A 24,409-nucleotide genomic window follows, 5' to 3' on the forward strand; every position below is an offset into this window, starting at 1 on the left:
GAAAATACGTGTCGAAACTTACTCTTGGCTCATACCCGCATCTTTTGGGGTTCGAGCAGCTGGAACGCCTTCTGGAACGGTCTGCAAAGGCCGGTAATGAAGGATACCCGCCCTATAACATCGAACAGACCTCGGACTTTTCCTACCGCATCACCCTTGCGGTGGCCGGGTTCGCCGAAGAGGATCTGTCGATCACCATCGAGGATCGCCAACTGGTGATCCGGGGCCGTCAGCGCGACGACAGCGAGGGGCGCATCTTCCTGCACCGTGGTATCGCGGCGCGTCAGTTTCAGCGCATGTTCGTGCTGGCTGACGGGGTCGAGGTGGGAGAGGCGATCATGGAAAACGGTCTGCTGCATGTGGATCTGACCCGCGCCGTGCCGGAAACCGTGGTTCAGACAATCAACATACGGAAGGGGTAAGAGCAATGAATACACCGATTGAAATCAACACCGAAGGCGATCGTATCGTCTATGTGAAAACAGTCGACGTTGCCGATCTGCCGCGTGATCTGCGCGATCAGGCAGGTGATCTGGATCACCTTTATGCCGTGCACGATTCCGATGGGCAGCAACTGGCACTTGTGGCCGACCGCAAGCTGGCCTTCGTTCTGGCCCGTCAGCACGACCTGTCACCTGTGGCCGTTCACTGAACGGCCCCTTTGTCCGGTGGGGCTGAAACGTTGCCCGCAACACACGCGCATCGGCGAAACTGCCGCTTTTAACCTGTAACGGAGCCGACTGCATGAGCTGGTTTGAATTCGACTGGGTAGACGCCTTCACCAATCGTGCATTCGGCGGCAACGGTTGTGCCGTGGTCCACGGCGGCGCGGGTCTCTCGGCCGAGGTCTGCATGGCCTATGTGCGCGAAACCTCTCTGGTCGAATGCACATTCACCGGCCCGTCCGACGTGGCCGACATCCGCGTCCGTTATTTTCTGGCCAGCCGTGAAATTCCCTTTGCCGGTCATCCGACGATTGCCACCGTAGCGGCGATGCGGTCGCGCGGCATGATCTCCGGTGATAACCTGACGCTGGAAACCGGCGCTGGTATCGTTTCGATCGGTTTGCAGGGCGAACAGATTGAGATGACGCAGGTCGCACCGCAATTTGGTGCGCATGTGCCAGCCGATCTGGTGGCAAAGGCGATCAGCCTGCCGCAAGAAGCCATCATCTCGCCACCCCGGATGGTTTCAACCGGCTTGCCCTTCTGTATTACCGTTCTGCGCGATCATGACGCTTTGCGCGCGGCCCGCCTGTCCGAGGACGCGCTGCGCAAAGTGGCTGCGACGGCAGGGTATTCCGGCTCGGACATGGCCGAGCCTTTCCTCGTGACGCTCCAAGGGGCCACCGACGCGGGCGATACGTTCTCGCGCCTGCTCATGGCCCCGCCCAGCCCGCCCGAGGATCCGTTTACCGGGTCTGCCACCGGGGCCATGGCGGCTTATCTGTGGAAATACGGGCTGATGACCAAAGACAGTTTCGTTGCTGAACAGGGGCACGATATGGGTCGCCCCGGCCAGGCCGTTGTCACGCGCGTTGGCCCCACCGATGCGATGACGGGAATCAAGGTAGCCGGTCAGGGGCATATCCTGATGCGCGGGCAGGTTGATCTGCCAGAAGCCACCCAGTAGCCGAACCGTTCCCGTCCCCAGGGACTGCCCGGAACACCTCAGACTATCAAAACAAAAACGGCCCCCGAAAACCGGAGGCCGCTGTGTTTCATTCATCTGGTTCAGCCTGCTGCGATCAGGCCCATGCTTTCCAGCTTCAGCAGCACCTGATGAGCGCAGTTGTCGACCTCGACATTTTCGGTCTCGACACGCAATTCAGGGTTCTGAGGCACGTCATACGGGTCCGAGATACCGGTGAATTCCTTGATCTTGCCTTCGCGGGCCAGCTTGTACAGACCCTTGCGGTCGCGCCGCTCACACTCTTCGATGGTGGTCGCGACATGCACTTCGCAGAAGGCACCAAACTGCTCGATCTCTTCGCGCACCGCGCGGCGCGTGGTGGCATAAGGTGCGATCGGGGCGCAGATGGCGATGCCACCGTTCTTGGTGATCTCGGATGCCACATAGCCGATCCGTCGGATGTTCAGGTCGCGATGCTCTTTCGAGAAACCCAGTTCGGATGACAGGTTCTTCCGCACGATATCGCCATCCAGCAACGTGACCGGACGGCCCCCCATCTCCATCAGCTTGACCATAAGCGCGTTGGCGATGGTGGACTTGCCCGAGCCCGAGAAGCCGGTGAAGAACACGGTAAAGCCCTGCTGGCTGCGTGGCGGCTTGGTCTTGCGCAGCTCGGCCACCACTTCGGGAAAGCTGAACCATTCGGGGATTTCCAGACCCTCGGCCAGACGGCGGCGCAGCTCGGTGCCCGAGATGTTCAGGATCGTGACATTGTCCTTGTCCAGAATCTCGTCATTCGGCTCGTATTGCGCGCTCCTGCACATAGACCATGTGCTTGAAATCGACCATCTCGACGCCGATCTCGTCCTGGAACTGGCGGAACAGATCCTGCGCGTCATAGGGGCCATAGAAATCTTCCCCGGCCGAGTTCTTGCCCGGACCCGCGTGATCGCGACCCACGATGAAATGGGTGCAGCCATGGTTGGCGCGGATTAGCCCGTGCCAGACCGCCTCGCGCGGGCCAGCCATGCGCATCGCCAGATTCAGCAGGCTCATCGAGGTGGTGGACGCGGGATACTTGTCCAGCACCGCCTCATAGCAGCGCACGCGGGTAAAGTGGTCTACGTCGCCCGGCTTGGTCATGCCCACGACCGGGTGGATCAGCAGGTTGGCCTGCGCTTCCTTGGCGGCGCGGAAAGTCAGTTCCTGATGCGCACGGTGCAGGGGGTTGCGGGTCTGGAAGGCCACGATCCGGCGCCAGCCCAGCTTGCGGAAATAGGCGCGCAGCTCGTTCGGCGTGTCGCGGCGACCGCGGAAGTCATAGTGAACAGGCTGCTGGATGCCCACGACAGGGCCACCCAGATAGACCTTGCCCGCCACATTGTGCAGATAATTCACAGCCGGGTGGGCATCGTCATCGGCACCAAAAACCTTCTCGGCCTCGCGGGCCTTGTTCGGGGTCCAGCGGTCAGTGACCGTCATGGTGCCCAGAATCACGCCTTCCTGATCGCGCAGCGCGATATCCTGACCCAGTTCGATCTTGTCCGCAAAATCTTCGCTGACGTCCAGCGTGATGGGCATCGGCCAAAGCGTGCCATCAGCCAGACGCATGTTTTCGACGACATTGTCGTAATCGGCTTCGCTCAGGAAACCTTTGAGCGGGTTGAAACCGCCATTCATCAGCAGTTCCAGATCACAGATCTGGCGCGGGCTCAGATCCCAGCTGGTCAGGTCGGCGGCTTCGACCTTCAGTTTCTGGGCCGAGTCATACGACACATAAAGTTCGGGAATGGGGCCAGATTGCTTAACATCGTCATCTGAATACTCTTATCGCAGTGTTGTGTTGCCAGTGATTCAAGGGCGTTTTCGGGGCATTTGCACCGACTGTTGGGCGAAGTCCACTGGCGTCAATGAAACAAAGGACGATATGCGCTGATTTCTCGCGGATTGGAAGGAATTTCCAACTATGAAATCAAAATGATGATCTCGTTCCTTGGGGCGTATATATTCCGATCATGCAAGGTATGACTGTTCCTGTTTTCGCGTGTGCGGCGCAAGCCCGGACGCGCGGGTGACTGGCAGGGCGGGAATCGGATCGGCAACGCCGCGCAGCTGGAACATCCGGATACCCTCCGGCGGCAGGTTCATACCCGCAGCCTTCAACACCTCTTGCGAGACCAGCAACTCGACCCCCAAGGCCTTGGTTTCGCTTTCCAGTCGGCTGGCCACATTGACGGCGTCGCCGATGATCGTTCTCGCGGCATGTCCCTGCGCGCCAATCTCACCCAGCACCAGATCACCAAGGTGTAAGCCCATTCCGATGCGAATGCCGGGGCTGCCTTCGGCCTCAAGCTGCTCGTTGAACCGGTCAAGGGCATGGCTGATATCTATCGCAGCCTTCAACCCCGCGCTGGCGGATGCGGCCGCATCGGGTTTCTCGAAAACCGCCAGCAACCCGTCGCCCATATACTTGTCCACGACACCGCCGTCCTTGGTGATGGCAGGTACGACGGCGTCGAAGAACCGGTTCAGCAGGAACACGATATCATAGGGCAGCTGACCCGTCGTGCGGGCGGTAAATCCGCGCATGTCCAGAAACAGCACGGCCAGTTTCCGTTCCTGCCCCTGACTGGCATGCCCGCGAACGCGCCCGCCATCCGGTTGAAAAACGCGGAAAACAGTGGTCGGTTCCGTCGGGCGGATCTGGCAGGCCAGCCGTGTCTGCGGTGAGGCGCCGACAGCGGCGAGGCTGCGGGCCTCGACATCGCCGGGCGGGGGTAGGGCGTTAGCGCCTTCCTCGATGATGACGCGGCATGTGGTGCAGCGTCCCTTCCCGCCGCACAAGGCCGTATGGGGCACACTATGTGCCTGCGAAATCTCAAGCAAGGTCATGCCCTTTTCGGCATCCACCTCGGGCCCGTTGCTGTAACTTACCCGCACCGAATGCCTGCGCCGCCACAGCTTGCGCCCGATATACACAAGACCCGTGGCCGCCAAGGCGAGCCAGAACGCCAAAAGGGCATTATCCTTGACGGTGAACATGGTCTGGAACGCCTCGGGCGAGGGCCAGTTGTAATGCTCGATATATTGTTCCCGCAGAAACTCATCCGCGAATTCCAACCAAATGCGGCGGCCCTCGGTCAGCAGACCGGCCAAGGCGAACATGGGGATGAAGACGGCAACACCGATCAGATAGGGTACGGCGCTGGACCACCATTTCGTCAGCCGTAACCACATATGCAGCCCGATACAGCCATGCACCCAGACGATCAGCAACAACGCGCTTTGCATCCAAATTACGATGTTAGGCCACATCAGGATGATGATGTACCCCATCTCGTCATTGACGTCGTAAATCTCGTGCGCGACCCGGGTCTGAATGACATGCGAGATCAGCTGCAAAGGTATCAGCAGACCCAGAACAATCTGCAACGCCGTGCTGAACGGCATGCGCAGGGTCCGGCGTTGTGCGATCGAAGCCAGGGCCAGACCGGCATGTGTGAACAACGCCGCATAAAGCAGCAGGCTCATAAAACTGTGCCGCGTCACCGCTGTTCGACCGTCCTGCATCCCGTGCAGATAATCGGTGTGAAACAGGCCCAGTCCGATGTTGATGAAATGGAAGAAAGCGAAAGCAAACAGAACCAACCCGCTGCCGATCCGAAGCCGGGTTGCCCAACCGCCACGCCACAAAGCGCTCTTCAAGAATACCACCTGTATCGCTGTTCGCCTTGGTTGGACTTTGCGAGGACGTTCGCGGTCAGGTCAAGGCTTCGGGTGCAAATCTAAGCCCGCCAGTGGGTCGCGGGGTGTTGGGAGTGAATTGATATCTTGTCCGCACAAAACAGCACCAGATGGCTGAGGTCGGGGCGCGAGCGCGAGCTGTAGATCAAGCCGTCCGCCCCCAGTGCCCGCGCTTTATCCGAAAAAGCCCATGTCGGCGAAGGGACCCCCATAGCACGATTATCCTGCCAGATCACCGACACAGCCGTCTGCCCGCGGTAGTCCACCAACCGCGCGTTTTCCACCAGAAACCTTTGTATCACGCGGTCGGGATCGTCGCCCGAGACGTAGCGCCGGATGGCGACCGAAGCGCCCTCGGCGCTGAGCGAGGCATAAAGCGCGAACTGTCCGGAATGATGAAAGCGCCCCTCAGGCGCGCGGGCAGGCAGCAATGGGGTCGCTGCCTGCGACGCAAACAGAATTCTCCAGACTGGGCCAGAGAATTCAAGCATGCATCAGTCCTGTTCGGCCAGGAACCGTTCGGCATCCAGTGCCGCCATACAGCCCATCCCGGCGCTTGTTACCGCCTGACGATAGACATGGTCGGTCAGATCGCCTGCCGCGAACACGCCGGGGATCGAGGTTTCGGTGCTGCCCGGTTTGGTGACGACATAACCACCCATATGGGTTTCCAGCGTGTCCTTGACCAACTCGTTCGCAGGGGCGTGGCCGATGGCGACAAAGACACCTTTGCACGGGATCTCGGTGATCTCGCCGGTTTTAACATGTTTGACCCGAACACCTTCGACGCCCAAAGGCGCATCGGTGCCGATCACTTCTTCCAGCTGGTGGAACCACAGCGGTTCGATCTTTTCATTCTTCAACAGGCGATCCTGAAGGATCTTTTCCGCCCGCAACTCATCACGGCGGTGGATCAGGGTCACCTTGCTGGCGAAATTGGTCAGGAACAGGGCTTCTTCCACGGCTGTGTTACCGCCACCGATCACCACGATTTCCTGCCCGCGATAGAAGAACCCGTCACAGGTGGCGCAGGCCGAGACGCCAAAGCCCTTGAACTTCTCTTCCGACGGCAGACCCAGCCATTTTGCACGCGCGCCTGTGGCCAGAATGACCGCATCAGCGGTATAGGTGGTGCCGCTGTCGCCCTTGGCGGTGAAGGGGCGCTTGCTGAGGTCCAGATCGCTAATGATATCGCCAATCACCTCACATCCCATGGCCTTCGCATGGTCCTGCATCCGCACCATCAGGTCCGGGCCCTGCACCTCGGTGTCGCCGGGCCAGTTTTCGACCTCGGTCGTCGTTGTCAGCTGACCACCGGGTTCGATGCCCTGTACCAGAATGGGTTCCAGCATGGCGCGGCTTGCATATACGCCTGCAGTGTATCCTGCGGGCCCTGACCCGATGATCAGAACCTTGGTGTGTCTTGTGTCGGCCATGGTGCCCCCGCTCGAATTGCCTGATTTGGGCCCGCGGCCCGTCGCCCCGATATAGCGACCGACTGGCCCGGCTTAAAGCCCCTTACTGTTCAGCCCCCTTCGGGCCGGGGTGCCTTGGGTTTTCGGGAAGAAGGCGAAAAGGAAACAAAGAAAATTGCGCATCTGCGAAACATTATTGCGCGCGTGTGGGGTGCTGATATAAGAACCGAAAAAATCAGGAGCATTTGATGGTCACGACTCGGCTGGATGATATTGATCGCAAGATTCTGGCGGAACTGCAGGCGGACGGTCGTATGACCAATGTCGAGCTGGCAAAACGGGTCGGAATCTCGGCCCCGCCCTGTCTGCGCCGGGTGCGCACACTCGAAGAATCCGGCTTCATCACCGGCTACCACGCCGAGGTCAACTCGCGCGAGTTGGGGTTCGAGGTTCAGGTATTTGCCATGGTAGGTCTGGACAGCCAGGCCGAAGTCGAACTGCGCGCGTTCGAAGGCCGCTGCCGCGATTGGCCATTGGTCCGCGAATGCCACATGCTGAACGGCGAAGTGGATTTCATTCTGAAATGCGTCGCACCTGACCTGAGCAGCTTTCAGCAGTTTCTGACGGGCGAGTTGCTGACCACGCCAAACGTGGCCAGCGTCAAGACATCGCTCGTTATTCGCGGCGCAAAAGACGAGCCAGGCGTACCGTTCGACGTTCTGGAAGAACGTATGAACCGGATGGCGTGACCCCAACACGTTTTGGTTGCGCGGTGATTGGTGGCAACAGTGCTGCCACCGCAAGGGATAGAACCCAACTTATTACCAGCTGCATGATGCCCCCCATAATGCAGTAATCACAATCATGCTCAGGCCGTCATCGCGTCGATCTCACCATCTCCGGCGCGCGGCATCAGCAGCGGGCCAAAATCGTTCAGCGACTCGATATGCGCGAACAGGTTCAGATAGATCGACCGAAGCGAGTGGCTGATCATGCGAACCGCATTCACACCGGATGATATGTTTCGAACTGTAATCCATCTACGCGAATAACGGAATGGCGTTTTAAACAAATGTGAAACAGTTCAACGGGGTGGGCGGCATTGTTTCAATGACACCCATCCCGTCCTGAAATTCGGACACGGGTGTAAGAATCGGCTGCCCCCCATGCAGGTGCCGCAAATGCGCAGGTGTTCCCACGATTCGCGCCGCCGGGCCAGCAATGACACCCGACATTGGCTTTGCATCCCGAACGTATCCGCCATGATCCGCGTCAGCGGTCGCGTCCGGCCACGTGAATCCGCGCGTCCGGGGATCAACGTGACAGATCCCTTCCACAACACGGTTTCCGATGCGCCATCCTGCGTCAGGACCGTATCCCCCGGCATCAGATCCTCGATTGCCATCGGTCCATGTTCCGTTTCTACCAAAGATCCACGTGTGAAGGCGCAAAACGCGTCTTCAAACATCGGCAGGGCAGGTGCGATGTGGCGGGTCTGAACCACATCTCCGTTCTTCAACAGGCTGCTGACCTCATAGCGGCGCAGCTGGGCTTTTGGCTTGGAAACCGGCCGCGGCGCGTCCCGCAGCATAACAGACGTTTCGATAGCATTTCTGGCCGCGCGGGCCAGTGAATTAGGAATAGTCATTAATATTCCGTCCCCTCAAAATGTTCGGTCAGGCGCGGCGTACCCCCGTACAGACGCGCCCGGCGAACTGGTTCTTTGCCTTGAAACAAATGGGTGACCCTCGGGCGGCAACCGGTACGGTCCCGCAACGCGACTAAATCTCGCTTTCCAATGGTCAACACATTGACCCCCCAGACAAACTCGTACTTCACGGGCGAAATTGCCCGCACACACACAACTCCTAAAAAGTCACGAACCCCTCGCTCGTGACGCGCGATACATCAGGCCGGAGCGAACCTGATACGCGTTGACCCAAATAAGACCGGCAGCTTGGTCTCTGGGTTTTCTGTCTCAGCGTCGTGCCGCGATGCGACTGGCGACCCTGACAGAATTGCTTGTTACCCGCTTCCACGGCATTTCCAGGTTCTGGTCCCGAGTGGCCTCGACCATGGCTTTCAGAAAGCGTGATTTGGTCTTCATTTTTTGGTCCTGCTCTGAACGGGGTGTATTTCCCCACATCCTCTGTGAACCTTTTGTGACGCGGGTTTGCGGCAGGGATAAGGCTTATCCGGGATGATTTGCGGACAGAAAAATGAAGTCAGACGGACCTCCCACTCAACACGCCAGCGCCCGATTTTCGAACGTCAGATACCGATCTGATTACTGGCAAAAACTCGTTACGATTCTGATGCCCAATCAACACAACAAATGTGGCGGAAAAGTGGCAGGGCACCTAAATCTGGACGAAGATCACAATCTTATGACGGAAATCAACCGCCCGTAATCGACCTCGTTCGCGTGCGTTGATCGGCGATAGGAATAGAACCTGTCAGGGTCGGAATATGTGCAGTGCCGGGTCCACTCGGCCTGTCCGATTCCGCCTGCCGCAGCCGGTGCAGCCCGAAGGCGGGCAGATCAAATTGCAGGCGGTCACTTTCACCATTGGCAAAAAGCGGCTGTTGTCCGGCAGATCCGCCAGGAACGCGTCCAGAAACTCTGGCCCCACCTCGTAAGCGCGCTGGGAAATACTGGGTCCGATCACGGCGCAGATATTGCTGCGGTCGGCTCCCAGCGCCTCCATCGCGTCCAGCGTCGCTTCCAGAACACCGTCCAGCGCGCCGCGCCACCCGGCATGGGCCGCACCGATCACATGCGCGTCGGGATCGGCGAACAGAACCGGCTGGCAATCGGCCGTCAGGATCGTCAGGGCCAGACCGGGTGTTGCTGTGACAATGGCATCCGCTTTGGGTTTTTCACCGTCAACCGGGGCTTGGACTGTCAGAACCGTTGGGGAATGAACCTGATGCACCGCGACCATTGCCTCGGGGTCCACCTCCATCGCGTCGGCCACCCGCCGCCGGTTCAGCGCGACAATCTCGGTTTGATCCGAGGACCCCTGACCGCAGTTCAACCCGCTGAAAATTCCTGAAGACGCGCCGCCGCGACGGGTAAAGAACCCATGGCGAAATGGCGACAGCAGATCCGAGGTCAGAATTTCCAGCGTCATGGTTCCAATCCTGGTGGTGGGGCTGCATAGGCCGGGAAAAGGCCCATCACCTTGAACAGATTTCCCATTTCATCAGGATGCGTCAACCGCCGATGCGCGGCAATCAGCGCATCCAGCTCGGAACCGCTCAGCGCCTTGGACAGGGCTTGCGCGCGGGCGGTGATCCCCAGCCGCTCAAGGAAGACGCCCTGCGGTGTCAAGCGTGTATGCCTGCACCCACAGGCGCGGGTCGCAACGGCCAAAGGCTCAAAATCCACATGCGCGGTCAAATCGGCCTGACCGGGCGATACCAGAGGATCGGAATGTTCGTGGTTTTGCAGAGCCTGCAAGGTATCGCCCAGCGAATGCCAGTCGCCATAATCCACAATCAATGCCGCGCCGCCATGGCTGGCGACCCGCCCCGCGATTACGGTCAGAATGGGAATTGCAGCAGCACACAGTTCGACCAGATCACCGTCCTTGGTATCCAACAGCCTGTCATTCAGCGCCACCTGCGGCCCGATTGCGCCCAGTCCGAAAGTCAACCCGCCGTCACGCTCACCCACCAGACGCTCGCGCCAGCCCGTACCGTCACGCTGAAACTGGCGGATGGGCAGGGCATCAAAGAACTCGTTGGCAACCAGCAACAGCGGCTGGTCGGGCAGGTCGGCGATCATGTCGATCCAGGCCGCCTCGTATTCGTTCAGGGTTTCAGCCTGCACCTGTTTCAATATAGGCGATGCTTCGACCAGAACTACCTGCGCCGCCTTGTGAAATCCGGGAATCGTTCGTGTAGCGCGCAGAATATCGGCCATCAGGGTACCGCGCCCCGGCCCCAGCTCACACAGGGTAAACGGTGCGGGCCGTCCCTGATCCATCCAGCTCTGCGCCAGAGACAGCCCGACCAGCTCTCCGAACATCTGACTGATTTCCGGCGCTGTGGTGAAATCCCCTGCAACCCCCAGCGGATCACGGGTCGTGTAATAGCCCAGCGTCGGATGCAGCAGGCATTCGCCCATAAAATCCGCCACGCTCAGCGGTCCATCCTGCCGGATGCGGGCGATCAGGTGATCGGTCAGGCTCATGCCGCCCGCCGCCGCGCCCGCAGGGCAAACCACAGACCAAGCGCGATCATCGGCAGCGACAGGAACTGCCCCATGGTCAGCCCGTACCCGCCCACATGCCAGGCCAGCCCCAGTGGATTGCCGGGCGATACGAACTGCGCATCCGGCTGGCGAAAGAACTCGACGATAAAGCGCGACGCGCCGTAGCCCGCAAGGAACGTCCCCATGACTAGGCCCGGTGTGCGAAAACCGCCGCGCCGATAGACCAGCCACAGCAGTACCGCCCCCAGCAACACACCCTCCAGCGCGGCCTCATACAGCTGCGACGGGTGCCGGGCGCACATGCCTGCGACCACGCCGGGGCAATCCTGCGCAGCATATCCAGGAAAGATGACAGCCCAGGGCAGCTCGCTCGGGCGGCCCCACAGCTCGGCATTGACGAAATTGGCCAGCCGCCCCAGCAGCAATCCGGGCGGAACGGTGTAGGCGACCAGATCCCCCAGCGACAGGGCGGGGATACGGTGCCGTCGTGCAAACAGGTACGACGCAAGGATCACGCCCAGCAATCCGCCATGAAAGGCCATGCCGCCTTGCCAGACCTTCACGATCTCCAGCGGGTGCGACAGGTAATAAGCCGGTTGATAGAACAGCACAAAGCCCAGCCGCCCACCCAGAATGACACCCAGAATGATCCAGGTGACCAGATCCTCCAGCTGCTCGGGCTTCATCGGCGGGCCATCCGCAGGCCAGAGCGCTGGGCGGCGCAACGCCACAACAGCCAGCCGCCACGCGATCAGGATGCCCGCGATATAGGCCAGCGCATACCACCTTAACGCGAACTCCATCCCGAACAGCGGGATCGAGAACAGTTCGGGCGACAGATCGGGAAAATTCAGAACAGCCTGCATGTGCGTCTCATTGCCCGGGGTTTGCAGGTCAAGTCAACCTTGAGCCCGCGCCATTCTTTGCCCATATACATGTAAACCGCGAGATCGGAGAACAGATATGCAGACCCGCAACAAGATCCTGGATGACGTGTCCCAACTGATGACCAACGCCATGGGCGTGGCGCAGGGCGCGCGGGAAGAGGCTGAAAACGCGATGAAGTCGATGATCGACCGCTGGCTGGCCGACCGCGATTTCGTTACCCGTGAAGAATTTGACGCCGTGCGCGCCATGGCCCAGAAGGCGCGCGAAGAAAACGCGGCACTCGAAGCCCGCATCGCCGCGCTCGAGGCGAAACTGGACAAATAACGCCCAGGCGCTCCCTGTTTCCACAATTTTCGGACAAAGCATTCCGCCGCGCAATCCAGCCCGGATTGTGCGGTGCTGTGTATTCTGACGCGTCGCAGAATTTATTCAAGACAAAGCTGACTCTGGCGCCAATATTTTGATCGCCGTTGCCTTCTGTCCACAACTTATTGCTGTTATCCCCAATAATTAGGGTTGCCAGAACTTACGCCACATCGCACCATATTTAGTACAGGCCTATGGGGGAAGCCCGGTTTGTAGAGCAGGCAACTAGCGCTGGGGCGCTGCCAGCCCCGAAATGCTAGAGATTAGTGAGGTGGCATTATGGCCCTTTCCGAGCAGTATCTCGAAGAAGACATTCATCCGATCGACATTGTTGAGCATCTGGCCGAACATCACGACTGGGATTTTGATCGCATTGGGGACGATCAGATTGCCATGGCCGTTGAAGGGCAGTGGCGCACTTACTCGATCACGCTGGCCTGGTCCAACTATGACGAAACGCTGCGCATGGTGTGCAGCTTCGAAATGGAACCACCGGCCGAGCGTGAAATGCAGCTCTATGAGCTGCTCAACAAGATGAACGACCAGTGCTGGGCAGGCGCGTTTACCTATTGGGCAAACCAGAAGTTGATGGTCTATCGCTATGGTCTGGTCCTTGCAGGCGGGCAAACGGCCAGCGCTGACCAGATCGACACGATGATCAATGCCGCCGTCATGAGCGCCGAGCGGTACTACCCCGCGATCCAATTGGTGACCTGGGGCAACAGAGGGCCAGAAGAAGCCATGCAAGTGGCCATTGCAGAGGCCTACGGCCGCGCGTAAACCTTTGCCCCGAACCGATATGTAAAGCGGGAGGGGCAAATGGACATGACGCGAGTGGCCGAACAGGGGCTTGTGCTTCTGGGGTGCGGAAAGATGGGGTCCGCAATGCTGGCGGGATGGCTGGAACACGGTCTTCCGCCAGCTTCCGTTTGGGTCATCGATCCCTACCCGTCAGATTGGCTGAAGGCGCAGGGCGTCAATATCAACGCACCGTTGCCCGAATCCCCCGCCGTGGTGCTGGTTGCGGTCAAACCGCAGATGATGGGCGAAGCCCTGCCTGCCCTTCAGGCGCTGGGCGGTGGGTCCAGCCTGTTCATTTCCGTTGCGGCTGGTACCTCGATTGCCACCTTCGAATCCGTTCTGGGCCAAGACACCCCGATCATTCGCGCAATGCCCAACACACCCGCCGCTATCCGTCAGGGCATCACGGCACTGATCGGCAACGCACACGCCTCCGAGACCGATATGGAACAGGCCGAAAACCTGCTGGCGGCAGTGGGTCAGACCGTTCGTCTTGAGGATGAGGCACAGATGGACGCCGTCACCGGTCTCAGCGGGTCCGGCCCGGCCTATGTGTTCCATCTGATCGAAACCCTGGCTGCTGCGGGCGCGGCGCATGGCCTGCCTGCCGAGCTTGCGATGAAACTGGCCAAGTCCACAGTGGCCGGTGCCGGGGCGCTGGCCATGGCGTCCGACGAAGACCCGGCGCAGCTGCGTATCAACGTGACCTCTCCGAACGGTACCACACAGGCCGCGCTTGAGGTGCTGATGCATCAGGAAACCGGCTTTCCCGACCTGCTGCACCGTGCCGTCAAGGCCGCAACCAACCGATCCAAGGAGCTCTCGCGTGAGTGAAATTTCGTTCGACGACTTTCTCAAGGTCGATATTCGCGTGGGCGAGGTGATCCGCGCCGAACCCTATCCCGAGGCCCGCAAACCCGCGATCAAGATGTGGATCGACTTTGGGGACGAGATTGGCGAGCGCAAGACCTCGGCCCAGATCACCGCGCATTACGATCCGGCCACTCTGGTCGGCAAACAGGTCATGGCTGTCGTCAACTTCCCTCCGCGCCAGATCGGCAAGTTCATGTCCGAGGTTCTGGTGCTGGGTCTTCCCGATGACAGCGGCGAGATCGTTCTGATCGGCCCCGACGGCAAGGTTCCTACAGGCGGGCGGATGCACTGATGAAACTGCTGATCACGCGTCCGATGACACCGGCAGTCGAATCGCGCGCCCGCGCCGATTTCGATGTGACCATCCGGGAAAACACCTGCCCATGTCACGGCAGGAGATGCTGGCCGCTCTGGCCGATTACGACGTGGTCGTCCCGGCGCTGGGTGATCAGTTTTCGGCGCAGATCTTTGCAGAAGCCGGTCGGCCGCGCTGCAAGCTGCTGGCCAATTTCGGTGTTGGCTTCAACCATATCGACGTGGATGCCGCACGCGCGGCCGGGATTGACGTAACCAACACGCCCGGCGCGGTCACCGATGCCACGGCCGATATCGCCATGACCCTGCTGCTGACCACAGCCCGGCGCGCCGGTGAGGGTGAACGGCTGGTGCGGTCGGGGCAGTGGCAGGGCTGGCACCCGACGCAGATGCTGGGCCATCACGTGACCGGCAAGCGCGTGGGCATCGTCGGTATGGGCCGCATCGGGCAGGCCATCGCGCGCCGCTGTCATTTCGGGTTTGCCATGCAGGTAGCCTATCAGTCCCGCAATGCAAAAGATCTGGATTTCCCGGCAGAATTCACACCTGACATTGAAACACTCGCCGCCTCGGTCGATTTCCTTGTGCTTGCGGTTCCCGGTGGTGCGGAAACCCGCCACCTGATCAATGCGCAGGTTCTTGAGGCGATGAACCCCTCGGCTATTCTTATCAACATCGCCCGTGGCGAGGTGGTGGACGAGGCCGCGCTGATCACGGCGCTGCAAACCGGTCAGATCGCGGGGGCGGGGCTGGACGTCTACGAATTCGAACCCAAAGTGCCGCAAGCCCTGTGCGATATGGAAAACGTCACCCTGCTGCCCCATCTGGGCACCGCCACCGATGAGGTGCGCAGCAGCATGGGGCACATGGCGCTGGATAACGTGGCGGCCTTTGTCGCGGGCAGGGCGCTGCCCAACCTGGTCTAGTCGCCCACCGCCTCGCGCCAGTGTTTGCGGCAGAGCGAGACATAGGTCTCGTTCCCGCCGATCTGCACCTGCGCCCCTTCGGTGATGGCCTTGCCGGTCTCGTCGCGACGAATCACCATCGTGGCTTTGCGGCCGCATTCACAGATCGTGCGCACTTCGCGCATTTCGTCGGCAAGGGCCAGCAGGGCGGCAGAGCCGGGGAACAGCTTGCCCTGAAAATCCACGCGCAGCCCATAGGCCAGCACCGGCACATCCAGATCGTCCACCGCACGGGCCAGTTGCCAGACCTGGGCCTCGGACAGGAATTGCGCCTCATCAATGAAAACGCAGGCTACCATACCCTTGTCCAGCCGGGACCGGATCATGGCGAAGACATCATCTTCGGGTGTGAAAGTGTCAGCCTGCTCCGATATGCCGATGCGCGATGCAATCCGCCCCGCACCCGCCCGCCCGTCAAGGGCGGCGGTCATCAGATAGGTCTGCATCCCGCGCTCGCGATAGTTGTGCGACGCCTGTAGCAACACGGTCGACTTGCCCGCGTTCATGGTGGAATAGTTGAAATACAGCTTTGCCATGGCGTGGGTCTAAAACGCCCGGCCAAAAGGAACAAGAGAGCAAGGGATGTAAGAAGCGACGTCGCCATTGCGTGTGCAGAGGCCGAGCTGGGCTCGTAGGGGATGGAACCCCCGCGTCTGCAACAGCGACGCCGTCGGCCAACATGTGGCCAAAACAAAGCAAGGCCCAACAATACCGCCCCGCAATCACTCTTTACCGGCTTGAACTGCCGCCACTCACTCACAAAATCCCCCGCTTATCTGAGGGATAGTCAATGTATGACATTTCAATTATGACTCAGGTATGGGAAATTTCCCGACGCTTTCCCCGGTTTGGACACCGGGCGGGCGTTTGCAGGTAATAAAGGTAAATCAATGGCAGATATCGGGGCCTATCTGAAGAAACACACAGAAGCGCTGGTCAAAGATGTCGGAATAGAAGCTGCTTGTGAAATCACCGGAAAATCCAAGGCGACCCTGGGCCGGTATTATTCGGACAATGCCGAACACGCGGACAGGTTCATGCCCGTGGATGCGGTGGCTCGGCTTGAAAACGCAGCAACTTATCCGCATGTGACATCCGCGCTGGCGGATCTGAAAAACATCACCTTGTCCTACAGCGAACGCAACACCGAGGATCCTCGCACAGGCGGGGTGAATTCGGATGTCATCGCGCTCAGCCAGCGGTTTGCAATGTTGATGACTGAATATCAGTCCGCTATCGAAGATGGCATCATCACGGTGAACGAAGCCAAAAGGCTGCTGAAAGAAACCAGTTTGCTTCAGCAGGTCCTGATAGAAATGAAACTGCACCTGGAAGAAGAAAGCGTCAGCTAGGCTTGGTGGCGGCCAGCTATCGGCCAAAAACCGCCTGCCCGGATCGCCGCAGATGTCGTGCGCTTTGTGGCATGATCATCAACCGGACTCTGCGCCTCAATTCAGTCACGTCTTTCAGATAAGCTGTGGCGCAGGCAAGATCGTCAAGGGCAGTAAACCATGCAGAAAATGCAGGGAAATTACAGCATTCTCGCAGACCGTATGGTTTGGCGGTCGTTCCTGTTTGTCTATGCGCTCTTTCTGGCCACGGTGCTGTTTGGCGCTTATCAGGAAGGCCCTGATGACGCGATGCGCTGGGTCATGGTACAGGACCTGCTGGCGGGACAGGGCTGGTTTGACGCCTATCAGCATCGGCTGGGCCCCGGTGACGGCACGCTGATGCACTGGTCCCGGCTTGTCGATGCACCGATTGCCGGGATCTACGCGCTGTCCGCGATGGTCGTGCCGCCCGACACCGCCTTGCAAGTGACCGCGTTTGTGTGGCCGGTGCTTCTGGCGGGGCTGACCCTGTGGGCCTTTGCTGTCACCGGCGCAGCGTTGGGCGGGCGAAATGGCGCGATTTCGGCACTGGTGGTCGGTGCGCTGACGCTCGAACATTATCGGAAGTTCGACTATTTCTCGTTTGACCACCACAATGTTCAGATTCTGCTGTTTGCAGCGGCCCTCATGTTCTTTGTCCTGCGCAAGGCCAAACCCTCTGCTGCGGGATGGCTGGGTGTCTGTCTGGCCCTTTCGGTGTCCATCGGAACCGAATCGATCGTGCAGGTCGCGATTATCGCGGTGTTCTTCACGATTGACTGGATCGTGACCGGCACAGCCGCCCGCCGCCGCACCATAGTGTTTGGAACCGGGCTGGCGCTGACCCTGTTGTTGGCCAGCGTTGCAACAACAGGGCGTCAGGGCTTTCTGTTCCCAAGCTGCGATGCCCTGACGATCAGTGTGGCCCTGCCGGCGGGGATCGCAGCGCTGTGCCTGTGTGCAGCAGCCTGGGTCGGGTCGGGCTGGTCCTATTGGGGGCGCTTCGGCGCGTGTCTTGCGACAGGCGCTGTAACACTTGGCTGCGCTTACGCATTTGCGCCCTACTGCCTTGAAAACCCGATTGCGGACCTGCCTCAGGACATGCGTGACTTCTGGCTCAGCCAGGTCGCCGAAGCGCAGAATATCACCGTTGTGCTGGAACTGCATTTGGGCGAGGCTGCGGCCCTGATCGCCATGTCCGTCATCACAGCGGTTGCAGCGTTGTTCTTTGTCCGACAGTCACAAGACAAAATGGACTATCTTCTGTTTCTGGCGCTGATTGTGACCGGGTTTTCCATGTTTCTGTACCAGTCCCGGATGATGACGTTTCTGGGCGTGTCCCTTGTGGCTGTTCAGGCTCAGATGCTGCGCGCCCTTTACATCAGTTACAGAACCCATGGTCGCACGCTTTCCGGCTTGGCTATGGTAGGCTTTGTTGTCTGCGTCTCGCCAAAGATCGGCATCAGCGTGGAAAAACAGATGGGACGCTTTGCGCGCCCCTCCCTTGCGGCACCCGCCGCCGAGGTCGCGCAGGATTCGCAAAACGACGGCGCCGCCTGTAAGGCGCCAGAGGCTTACGCGGCCCTGAAAAACCTGCCAACCGGCATGGTTCTGGTCGATTTTGATTATGCGGCAGAGGTGCTGCGCTATACCGATCATTCGGTTCTGGCGGGGAATTATCACCGCAACCGGGCCGGAATTCAGGCGCAGATTGCGGTTTTGCGTATGGATGCGTCCCAGGCCGGTCCGCGTCTTGCTGCGCTGGGTGTAAGCTATGTGCTGCTTTGCACCGCTGCGCCCCGTACTGAATTCTGGGACTGGGCGTCTCAGGGGCGCGGGCTGCAATCCCAATTGGCAAAGGGTGAAACCCCCGCCTATCTCAAACGGATTGATGGTGGGGAATGGGCCGCGTTTCAGGTTTTTCAGTTGGCGGCCGATTTCTAGGCCGTCCGCGCTTTGCGGAATGCTGATCAGGCGTGACGCTTCACGATCACCGATCCAACCGAATACCCGGCCCCAAAAGAACAGATCAGCCCCAGATCACCCTCTTGCAGATCGTCAGAGTATTTCGAAAACGCAATGATCGACCCTGCGGATGAGGTGTTCGCATAATCCTGAAGGATATTGGGTTGCTCGCCCGCCTCGGGTTCGCGGCCCAGAACCTTCTTGCCGATGAAGTCGTTCATCGTCTTGTTGGCCTGATGCAGCCACAGGCGTTTGAGGTCGGTATTGCTGACCCCTTCGGCCTCCATATGGTCGCTGATATGCTTGCTGACCATCGGCAACACTTCCTTGAACACCTTCCGGCCATTCTGCATGAACTGCATGTCGCGGCGGTCAATCACACCATCGGGGCGCGACCGGCGCAGGAACCCGTTATTGTTGCGGATATTGTTGGAAAAGGCGGTGGCACAGCGGGTCGACAGGATTTCGAAATGCGGGCCTTTGGCGTCTTCGATCCGCTCGATCAACGTTGCCGTTGCCACATCGCCAAAGATAAAGTGACAATCCCGGTCGCGCCATTCCAGATGGCCCGAGCAGATTTCAGGGTTCACCACCAACGCCGCGCGCACCGAACCGGACCGCACCATATCCGCCGCCGCCTGAATGCCGAACGTGGCCGAAGAACAGGCGACATTCATGTCAAAGCCGAACCCGTCGATACCCAGTTCCTGCTGAATCTCGATTGCAATCGCCGGATAGGCGCGCTCGTGGTTCGAGGCCGCACAGATCACCAGATCGACATCCGCCGCCGTGCGCCCCGCCTGCGCCAGCGCCTTCTTGCAGGCATCCACTGCCATCTCGGTCATGATCCCGGGCTCGTCATCGTTGCGCTGGCGCAGCGTCGGGTGCATCACGTCGGGGTTCAGCACCCCGGACTTGTCCATCACGTAGCGGTTCTGAATGCCCGACGCCTTGACGATGAACTCTTCCGAGGAATGCTGCATCGCCTCCATCTGCCCGGCTGCGATGGCCTCGGCATTCTTCGCGTTCTGCTTGTCGGCATAGGCGTTGAACGCTTCAACAAGCTCGGCGTTGGTGATGACGTTTTCCGGGGTGAAGACACCGGAACCGGTGATGGCGGGGGTATACATGGCGGGTCCTGAATGTTTCGGATCTGCCCAAAATGCAGTCATGGCGTGATTTGATCAAGATATGTTGACCTAAGGGAATTCGTTCCTGGGCGCAGTTTCATATCTTGAATAGTTCAGAAATTGAAGTATATCGCCCCGTAACCCGCGCGGAGACCCCCCAATGCCCGACGATATCAGTGCCAGACTTGGCCGCCTCAGCCCCGAGATTCAGGCGATCATGGGCGTCTATGCCCTGTACTGGAAACTGGAAGAGACCTTCGACTGTATCGAAACAGACCTGAGCCACCCGGAATGCCACATGCTGATCAAGCTGGATCAGCCCAAGCGCATGGGCGTTCTGGCCGCTGATATGTTAAGCGTCCCATCAACGATCACCGCCACAGCTGACGCCCTTGAAAAAGCGGGCTATCTGACGCGTCGGCGTGACCCCGAAGACCGCCGCGCCTGGTTGCTGGTGCTGACAAAGCAGGGCGAAGAGGCCCGCAACATGCTGGTCGCCGCCGCCGGGGACCTGTTTCACCGGGCCTCGGGCCTCAACGAACAAGAAACTGCCGAATTCGCGCGACTGGCGCGCAAAATCCGCGACAACGTATTGAAAACGGGAATTCCCGAGGGATTGAAGAAATGAAACTCCTGACCTCTCTGGGCCTTGCACTGGCCATTCTGGCAACCCCGATTGCCGCTCAAGAGACCCCGAAACCGGTGAAACTCATGCAGGTGCGCGAAACCGCGCCCGGTTTCACGCGGCAGTTCTTTGGCCGCGTCGCCGCGCGCCAGACCGTTGATCTGGCCTTTCAGGTTGCGGGGCAGATTGTCGAAATGCCCATCAACGAAGGCTTCGTGATTCCCAAGGATGGCCTGATTGCCCGTCTGGATCAGGAACCGTTCGAGCTGCGCCTTGATCGGGCGCGGCTGCAAAAGGAACAGGCCGACCGCACTGTTGCCCGCCTGTCGCGCCTGCGCGGTACAACCGCCAGCCAGGTGGCCGTAGACGATGCCGAGACCGAGGCGCAGCTGGCCGCAATCGCCCTGCGCGACGCGGAATATGAACTGGAACACGCCACGCTGACCGCGCCCTTTGACGCGCTGGTCTCAAGCCGCTCGGTCGAGGCGTTTACGACCGTCTCGGCAGGCACGCCCATCGTCCGCATTCACGACATGTCCGAATTGCGCATCGTGGTCGACGTGCCCGAGATCCTGTTTCAACGCTCCGGCCAGAATGACGACTTCTTCATCACTGCGAAATTCCCGGTCAGTGACGAAGTCTTCCCGCTGGAAATCCGTGAATTCGACGCGGAAACCTCCAGCGTCGGTCAAACTTTCCGCATCCAGTTTGGCCTGACCCCGCCAAAGGGGCTGCAAATCTTTCCCGGTTCTTCCGTTACCGTCAACGTTCAGGTGCAGGACAACCGCACAGGCATCGTCGTCCCGGCGACCGCTGTTGTCGCCGACGCAAACGGCGCGCTGAACGTCATGGTGTTTTCCCCGGTCGGGGCGGATGAGGGCACCGTGCGCCGCGTCCCGGTGACCATCGAGCCCACGCAAACCGGCGATGTCCGGGTGCTGACGGGCCTGTCTGACGGGGATGAGGTCGTCGTGGCCGGGGGCGCTGTGCTGACGGATGGTCAGACGGTGCGCCGGTTTGCCGGTTTCGCGAACTGAGGGGCTGACAGATGAACATCGCCCGCGCCTCAATCGACCGGCCGCTTTACACATGGCTGGTCATCCTCATTGCCCTCATTGGGGGCATCTGGGGGTTCACATCGCTTGGCCGTCTGGAAGACCCGGCCTTTACAATCAAAAACGCGGTCATCGCCACGCAATACCCCGGTGCCACCGCCGAACAGGTGGCGCTGGAAGTATCGGAACCGCTGGAATCCGCCATACAGCAGATGGGCGAGGTGGATGTCATCACCTCGGTCAATCAACCCGGACGGTCCCTGATCGAGGTTGAGATCAAGTCGACATATGACGGCACCGAACTGCCTGCCATCTGGACCCGGCTCAGGGCCAAGGTGCGCGACGCCGCGCGCGGCCTGCCATCGGGCGTCGGCCAGCCGTTTGTGAATGACGGGTTCGGCGACGTGTTCGGCCTGTTCTATGCGGTGACCGCCCAAGGGTTCTCGGACGCCGAAAAGCACGAACTGGCAACCTTCTTGCGGCGGGAACTGCTGACTGTTGACGGCGTTGCGGATGTCGAGGTTCAGGGCCTGCCGGACGAGGCGATCTTTGTCGAACCCGATCTGGCGATTTCCGTGAACCAGAATGTCCCGCTGCAAGCAATCAACCAGGCCATCGCCAATGCGGATTCGGTCAATTCCTCAGGGTCCTTGCGCTCTGATAACGAGCGCACCACCATTCTGACGGCCGAAGGGTCGGACAGTGTGTCGGCCATTGCGGGCCTGTCTGTCGGTTCGCAAGGGCAGGTGATCAACCTCTTTGACATGTCCGATGTCTATCGTGCCCGTCAGAACGACCCCGACATCATTATCCGCTACAACGGGACCGAGGCCTTCACCTTGGGCATCGCGGGTCTGGCCACCGAAAACATTGTCGAAGTCGGCAAACGCGCTGACGCCAAATTCGCGGAGTTGAACACAAGCATTCCCTTCGGTGTCGAAATCCTGCCGATCTATCAGCAACATGTGGTGGTCGAGCAGGCCTCGAACGACTTTCTCGTGAACCTTGCCATGTCGGTGGCCATCGTGGTCGCCGTGCTGGGCATCTTCATGGGCTGGCGCGCGGCCATTGTCGTCGGCTCGACCCTGCTGCTGACCGTGGTCGGCACGCTTCTGTTCATGTCGCTCTTCTCAATCGAGATGGAACGAATCTCATTGGGTGCCCTGATCATCGCCATGGGGATGCTGGTGGACAACGCCATCGTCGTGGCCGAAGGGATGCAGATTTCCATGCTGCGCGGCCAGTCCTCGCGCGATGCGGCCGAGGATGTGGCATCGAAAACCCAAATCCCGTTGCTGGGTGCGACCGTGATTGGCATCATGGCCTTTGCGGGCATTGGCCTCAGCCCTGACGCAACCGGAGAATTCCTGTTCTCTCTGTTCGCCGTGATTGGCATTTCACTGTTGCTCAGCTGGGTTTTGGCGATCACCGTCACGCCGCTGTTGGGGCATTACTTCTTCAAACAGGGCAAAGCAGGCGAGATCGACGCTTACGGCGGCCTCCTGTTCCGCACCTATGGTGCGATCCTGCGCTTTGCGCTGCGCTTCCGATGGCTGGTTGTTGCTGGTCTCGTCGGCGTAACCGTGGTGTGCTATGCCGGGTTTGGGCTGATGAAACAGCAGTTCTTCCCCAACTCCAACACGCCTTTGTTCTTCGTGCACTACAAACTGCCGCAGGGCACACCGATTGCACGAACCGCCGAAGACATGGCGGTGTTCGAAGAGTGGTTGGCAGCACGCGACGACGTCGTCTCGGTCACGACCTTTGTCGGCCAGGGGGCTACCCGTTTTATGCTGACCTATTCAGCCGAAAAGCCGAATCCCAGCTATGGGCACATGGTCATCCGCACAGCAAGCCTGGACGACATCCCGGCGTTGCAAGCGGACCTTGAGGCGTTTGGGTCCGTCCAGTTCCCCGAAGGTGAGTTCGGCACCAAGCGTCTGGTCTTTGGCCCCGGCGGTGGTGATCCGATTCAGGCCCGCTTCTCGGGCAGCGATCCGGTCGTGCTGCGCCAGCTTGCGGACGAGGCGGTACAGCGCATGGCAGCCGCATCCCCGAACGCGCTGTTGGTTCATCACGACTGGCGCGAACAGGAACTGGCTCTGCAACCGATCTATGCCACCGAACGGGCGCAGACAGCCGGTGTCACACGCGAAGACATCGCCGCCACCCTGCAATTCTCGACCGACGGCATTACGGGTGGTGTGTTCCGCGAGCGCGACCGCCTGATCCCGATCATCCTGCGCCGACCTGCGGACGGAGATTACTCGATCGTCGATCAGGTCGTGTACTCGGACCAGTCGGAAAAATTTGTACCAATTGAACAAATGGTGGATGGATTCGAGTACAAAACGCTCAATACGCTGGTTCACCGTCGTGATCGGGTTCTGACTATCACCGTCGGCGCGGACATCCCGCCCGACCTGACTGCGGCACAGGTTCACGCCGAAGTGCGAGACGCCATCGAGGCCATCGAATTGCCGCCCGGGTACAAGATGGAGTGGGGCGGTGAGTTCGAAAATTCGCGCGACGCGCAGGCAAGCTGGGCAGACAATTGCCGCTGAGCCTGCTGATCATGGTGTTGATTTCGGTCCTGTTGTTCAACGCAATCCGCCAGCCGATCATCATCTGGCTGCTGGTGCCGATGTCCGTGAACGGCGTGGTGATCGGCCTGCTGGGAACAGGACTGCCCTTCACCTTTACGGCACTTCTGGGCCTGCTCAGCCTGTCGGGTATGCTGATCAAGAACGGCATTGTTCTGGTCGAGGAAATCGATCTGGTCCGCGCCACCGGCAAGCCCTGCGCGAGGCAATCATCGAAGCATCCGTGTCGCGTTTGCGGCCCGTCATGCTGGCGGCTGTCACGACCATTCTGGGCATGGCGCCACTGCTGACGGATGCGTTCTTCGTCTCGATGGCAGTGACGATCATGGGCGGTCTGGCATTTGCCACCGTGCTGACAATGGTTGCGGCACCGGTGTTTTACCTGCTGTTCTTCGCCCGTGACGAACGAAAGAAAACGACGGAGGCGCCTGCGTAAGGCATTG

At 59.8% G+C, this 24,409-nt stretch carries 23 protein-coding genes and 4 pseudogenes; 14 read left to right on the plus strand and 13 right to left on the minus strand.

Going from position 1 to position 24,409, the window contains the following annotated elements; genetic code table 11:
- Positions 1-8: 8 nt before the first annotated feature.
- The 3 genes from ACR3E2_RS16950 to ACR3E2_RS16960 all read left to right on the plus strand — a co-directional run bounded on the left by ACR3E2_RS16950 (position 9) and on the right by ACR3E2_RS16960 (position 1,632).
- The gene (locus ACR3E2_RS16950) at positions 9-422 is read left to right on the plus strand and encodes an Hsp20 family protein (protein ID WP_058275530.1); all 414 of its coding nucleotides are present in this window, start codon (positions 9-11) and stop codon (positions 420-422) included.
- Between the two features lie 5 nt (positions 423-427).
- Positions 428-652: a DUF1150 family protein gene (locus ACR3E2_RS16955; protein WP_209504776.1), complete on the plus strand. Its 225-nt coding sequence runs from the start codon at positions 428-430 to the stop codon at positions 650-652.
- Between the two features lie 92 nt (positions 653-744).
- Positions 745-1,632 (plus strand): PhzF family phenazine biosynthesis protein, encoded by an 888-nt coding sequence (locus ACR3E2_RS16960; RefSeq protein WP_480482244.1) that lies wholly within the window; start codon positions 745-747, stop codon positions 1,630-1,632.
- A 101-nt stretch (positions 1,633-1,733) separates the two neighbouring features.
- Here ACR3E2_RS16960 and ACR3E2_RS16965 read toward each other — a convergent pair.
- The 4 genes and pseudogenes from ACR3E2_RS16965 to trxB form a co-directional block, all read right to left on the minus strand.
- Positions 1,734-3,449 (minus strand): annotated as a pseudogene (locus ACR3E2_RS16965) (bifunctional sulfate adenylyltransferase/adenylylsulfate kinase).
- Between the two features lie 196 nt (positions 3,450-3,645).
- Complete coding sequence (locus ACR3E2_RS16970; RefSeq protein WP_480482242.1) at positions 3,646-5,337, minus strand: adenylate/guanylate cyclase domain-containing protein; 1,692 nt, start codon at positions 5,335-5,337, stop codon at positions 3,646-3,648.
- 80 nt (positions 5,338-5,417) lie between these two features.
- Positions 5,418-5,867, minus strand: coding sequence for an RES family NAD+ phosphorylase (locus ACR3E2_RS16975; protein ID WP_480475485.1), 450 nt, complete (start codon positions 5,865-5,867; stop codon positions 5,418-5,420).
- A gap of 3 nt (positions 5,868-5,870) precedes the next feature.
- Complete coding sequence (gene trxB / locus ACR3E2_RS16980; protein WP_267362965.1) at positions 5,871-6,812, minus strand: thioredoxin-disulfide reductase; 942 nt, start codon at positions 6,810-6,812, stop codon at positions 5,871-5,873.
- Between the two features lie 227 nt (positions 6,813-7,039).
- Here trxB and ACR3E2_RS16985 point away from each other — a divergent pair, with 227 nt between their 5' ends.
- On the plus strand, positions 7,040-7,540 hold the full coding sequence (locus ACR3E2_RS16985; RefSeq protein ID WP_480475487.1) for an Lrp/AsnC family transcriptional regulator: 501 nt from the start codon (positions 7,040-7,042) through the stop codon (positions 7,538-7,540).
- A gap of 119 nt (positions 7,541-7,659) precedes the next feature.
- On the opposite strand, the gene ACR3E2_RS16990 is transcribed toward ACR3E2_RS16985, so the two are convergent.
- From ACR3E2_RS16990 to lgt, 7 genes and pseudogenes are all read right to left on the minus strand, one after another.
- Entirely contained in the window at positions 7,660-7,785 is a 126-nt protein-coding gene (locus ACR3E2_RS16990) for a hypothetical protein (RefSeq protein WP_480492803.1), read from the minus strand.
- Between the two features lie 11 nt (positions 7,786-7,796).
- Positions 7,797-7,874 carry a hypothetical protein gene (locus ACR3E2_RS16995; protein WP_480492814.1) on the minus strand — a complete coding sequence of 26 codons (78 nt, stop codon included), beginning with the start codon at positions 7,872-7,874 and terminating at the stop codon, positions 7,797-7,799.
- A gap of 1 nt (position 7,875) precedes the next feature.
- On the minus strand, positions 7,876-8,439 hold the full coding sequence (locus tag ACR3E2_RS17000; protein ID WP_480492804.1) for a Hint domain-containing protein: 564 nt from the start codon (positions 8,437-8,439) through the stop codon (positions 7,876-7,878).
- 330 nt (positions 8,440-8,769) lie between these two features.
- Positions 8,770-8,898 (minus strand): hypothetical protein, encoded by a 129-nt coding sequence (locus ACR3E2_RS17005; RefSeq protein WP_267362961.1) that lies wholly within the window; start codon positions 8,896-8,898, stop codon positions 8,770-8,772.
- 270 nt (positions 8,899-9,168) lie between these two features.
- Positions 9,169-9,925 (minus strand): annotated as a pseudogene (gene pgeF, locus ACR3E2_RS17010) (peptidoglycan editing factor PgeF).
- Positions 9,922-10,989 carry a class I SAM-dependent methyltransferase gene (locus ACR3E2_RS17015; RefSeq protein ID WP_480482240.1) on the minus strand — a complete coding sequence of 356 codons (1,068 nt, stop codon included), beginning with the start codon at positions 10,987-10,989 and terminating at the stop codon, positions 9,922-9,924. The pseudogene pgeF and the gene ACR3E2_RS17015 overlap by 4 nt, the downstream one beginning before the upstream one ends.
- A complete protein-coding gene (lgt, locus tag ACR3E2_RS17020; RefSeq protein WP_209598029.1) occupies positions 10,986-11,876 on the minus strand; it encodes a prolipoprotein diacylglyceryl transferase in 891 nt (296 codons plus the stop codon). Before lgt ends, ACR3E2_RS17015 begins: the two co-directional genes overlap by 4 nt.
- 97 nt (positions 11,877-11,973) lie before the next feature.
- Here lgt and ACR3E2_RS17025 point away from each other — a divergent pair, with 97 nt between their 5' ends.
- From ACR3E2_RS17025 to ACR3E2_RS17045, 5 genes and pseudogenes are all read left to right on the plus strand, one after another.
- Positions 11,974-12,222, plus strand: coding sequence for an accessory factor UbiK family protein (locus ACR3E2_RS17025; RefSeq protein WP_050604795.1), 249 nt, complete (start codon positions 11,974-11,976; stop codon positions 12,220-12,222).
- 321 nt (positions 12,223-12,543) lie between these two features.
- Positions 12,544-13,044 (plus strand): type III secretion system chaperone family protein, encoded by a 501-nt coding sequence (locus ACR3E2_RS17030; protein WP_209598027.1) that lies wholly within the window; start codon positions 12,544-12,546, stop codon positions 13,042-13,044.
- 39 nt (positions 13,045-13,083) lie between these two features.
- Positions 13,084-13,899, plus strand: coding sequence for a pyrroline-5-carboxylate reductase (proC, locus tag ACR3E2_RS17035; protein ID WP_480482238.1), 816 nt, complete (start codon positions 13,084-13,086; stop codon positions 13,897-13,899).
- Complete coding sequence (locus ACR3E2_RS17040; RefSeq protein ID WP_267362951.1) at positions 13,892-14,230, plus strand: tRNA-binding protein; 339 nt, start codon at positions 13,892-13,894, stop codon at positions 14,228-14,230. The genes proC and ACR3E2_RS17040 overlap by 8 nt, the downstream gene beginning before the upstream one ends.
- Positions 14,230-15,179, plus strand: a pseudogene (locus tag ACR3E2_RS17045) (2-hydroxyacid dehydrogenase). Before ACR3E2_RS17040 ends, ACR3E2_RS17045 begins: the two are co-directional and overlap by 1 nt.
- Here ACR3E2_RS17045 and ACR3E2_RS17050 read toward each other — a convergent pair.
- Positions 15,176-15,754, minus strand: coding sequence for a thymidine kinase (locus ACR3E2_RS17050; protein ID WP_480482234.1), 579 nt, complete (start codon positions 15,752-15,754; stop codon positions 15,176-15,178). The pseudogene ACR3E2_RS17045 and the gene ACR3E2_RS17050 sit on opposite strands and share 4 nt — an antisense overlap.
- A 354-nt stretch (positions 15,755-16,108) precedes the next feature.
- Here ACR3E2_RS17050 and ACR3E2_RS17055 point away from each other — a divergent pair, with 354 nt between their 5' ends.
- Together ACR3E2_RS17055 and ACR3E2_RS17060 are read left to right on the plus strand one after the other, a co-directional pair.
- Positions 16,109-16,570 carry a hypothetical protein gene (locus tag ACR3E2_RS17055; protein WP_480475505.1) on the plus strand — a complete coding sequence of 154 codons (462 nt, stop codon included), beginning with the start codon at positions 16,109-16,111 and terminating at the stop codon, positions 16,568-16,570.
- 159 nt (positions 16,571-16,729) lie between these two features.
- A complete protein-coding gene (locus ACR3E2_RS17060) occupies positions 16,730-18,532 on the plus strand; it encodes a hypothetical protein (RefSeq protein ID WP_480482232.1) in 1,803 nt (600 codons plus the stop codon).
- Between the two features lie 26 nt (positions 18,533-18,558).
- On the opposite strand, the gene ACR3E2_RS17065 is transcribed toward ACR3E2_RS17060, so the two are convergent.
- A complete protein-coding gene (locus tag ACR3E2_RS17065; RefSeq protein WP_480492805.1) occupies positions 18,559-19,683 on the minus strand; it encodes a beta-ketoacyl-ACP synthase III in 1,125 nt (374 codons plus the stop codon).
- A gap of 160 nt (positions 19,684-19,843) precedes the next feature.
- On the opposite strand from ACR3E2_RS17065, the gene ACR3E2_RS17070 reads away from it, so the two are divergent.
- The 3 genes and pseudogenes from ACR3E2_RS17070 (at position 19,844) to ACR3E2_RS17080 (ending at position 24,402) form a co-directional block, all read left to right on the plus strand.
- Positions 19,844-20,311, plus strand: a complete 468-nt coding sequence (locus ACR3E2_RS17070; protein WP_480482228.1) for a MarR family winged helix-turn-helix transcriptional regulator — start codon at positions 19,844-19,846, stop codon at positions 20,309-20,311.
- Complete coding sequence (locus tag ACR3E2_RS17075) at positions 20,308-21,345, plus strand: efflux RND transporter periplasmic adaptor subunit (RefSeq protein WP_480482226.1); 1,038 nt, start codon at positions 20,308-20,310, stop codon at positions 21,343-21,345. Before ACR3E2_RS17070 ends, ACR3E2_RS17075 begins: the two co-directional genes overlap by 4 nt.
- An 11-nt stretch (positions 21,346-21,356) precedes the next feature.
- Positions 21,357-24,402, plus strand: a pseudogene (locus ACR3E2_RS17080) (efflux RND transporter permease subunit).
- The last annotated feature ends 7 nt before the right edge of the window (positions 24,403-24,409 follow it).

The organism is Ruegeria sp. AL7 (assembly GCF_056536105.1).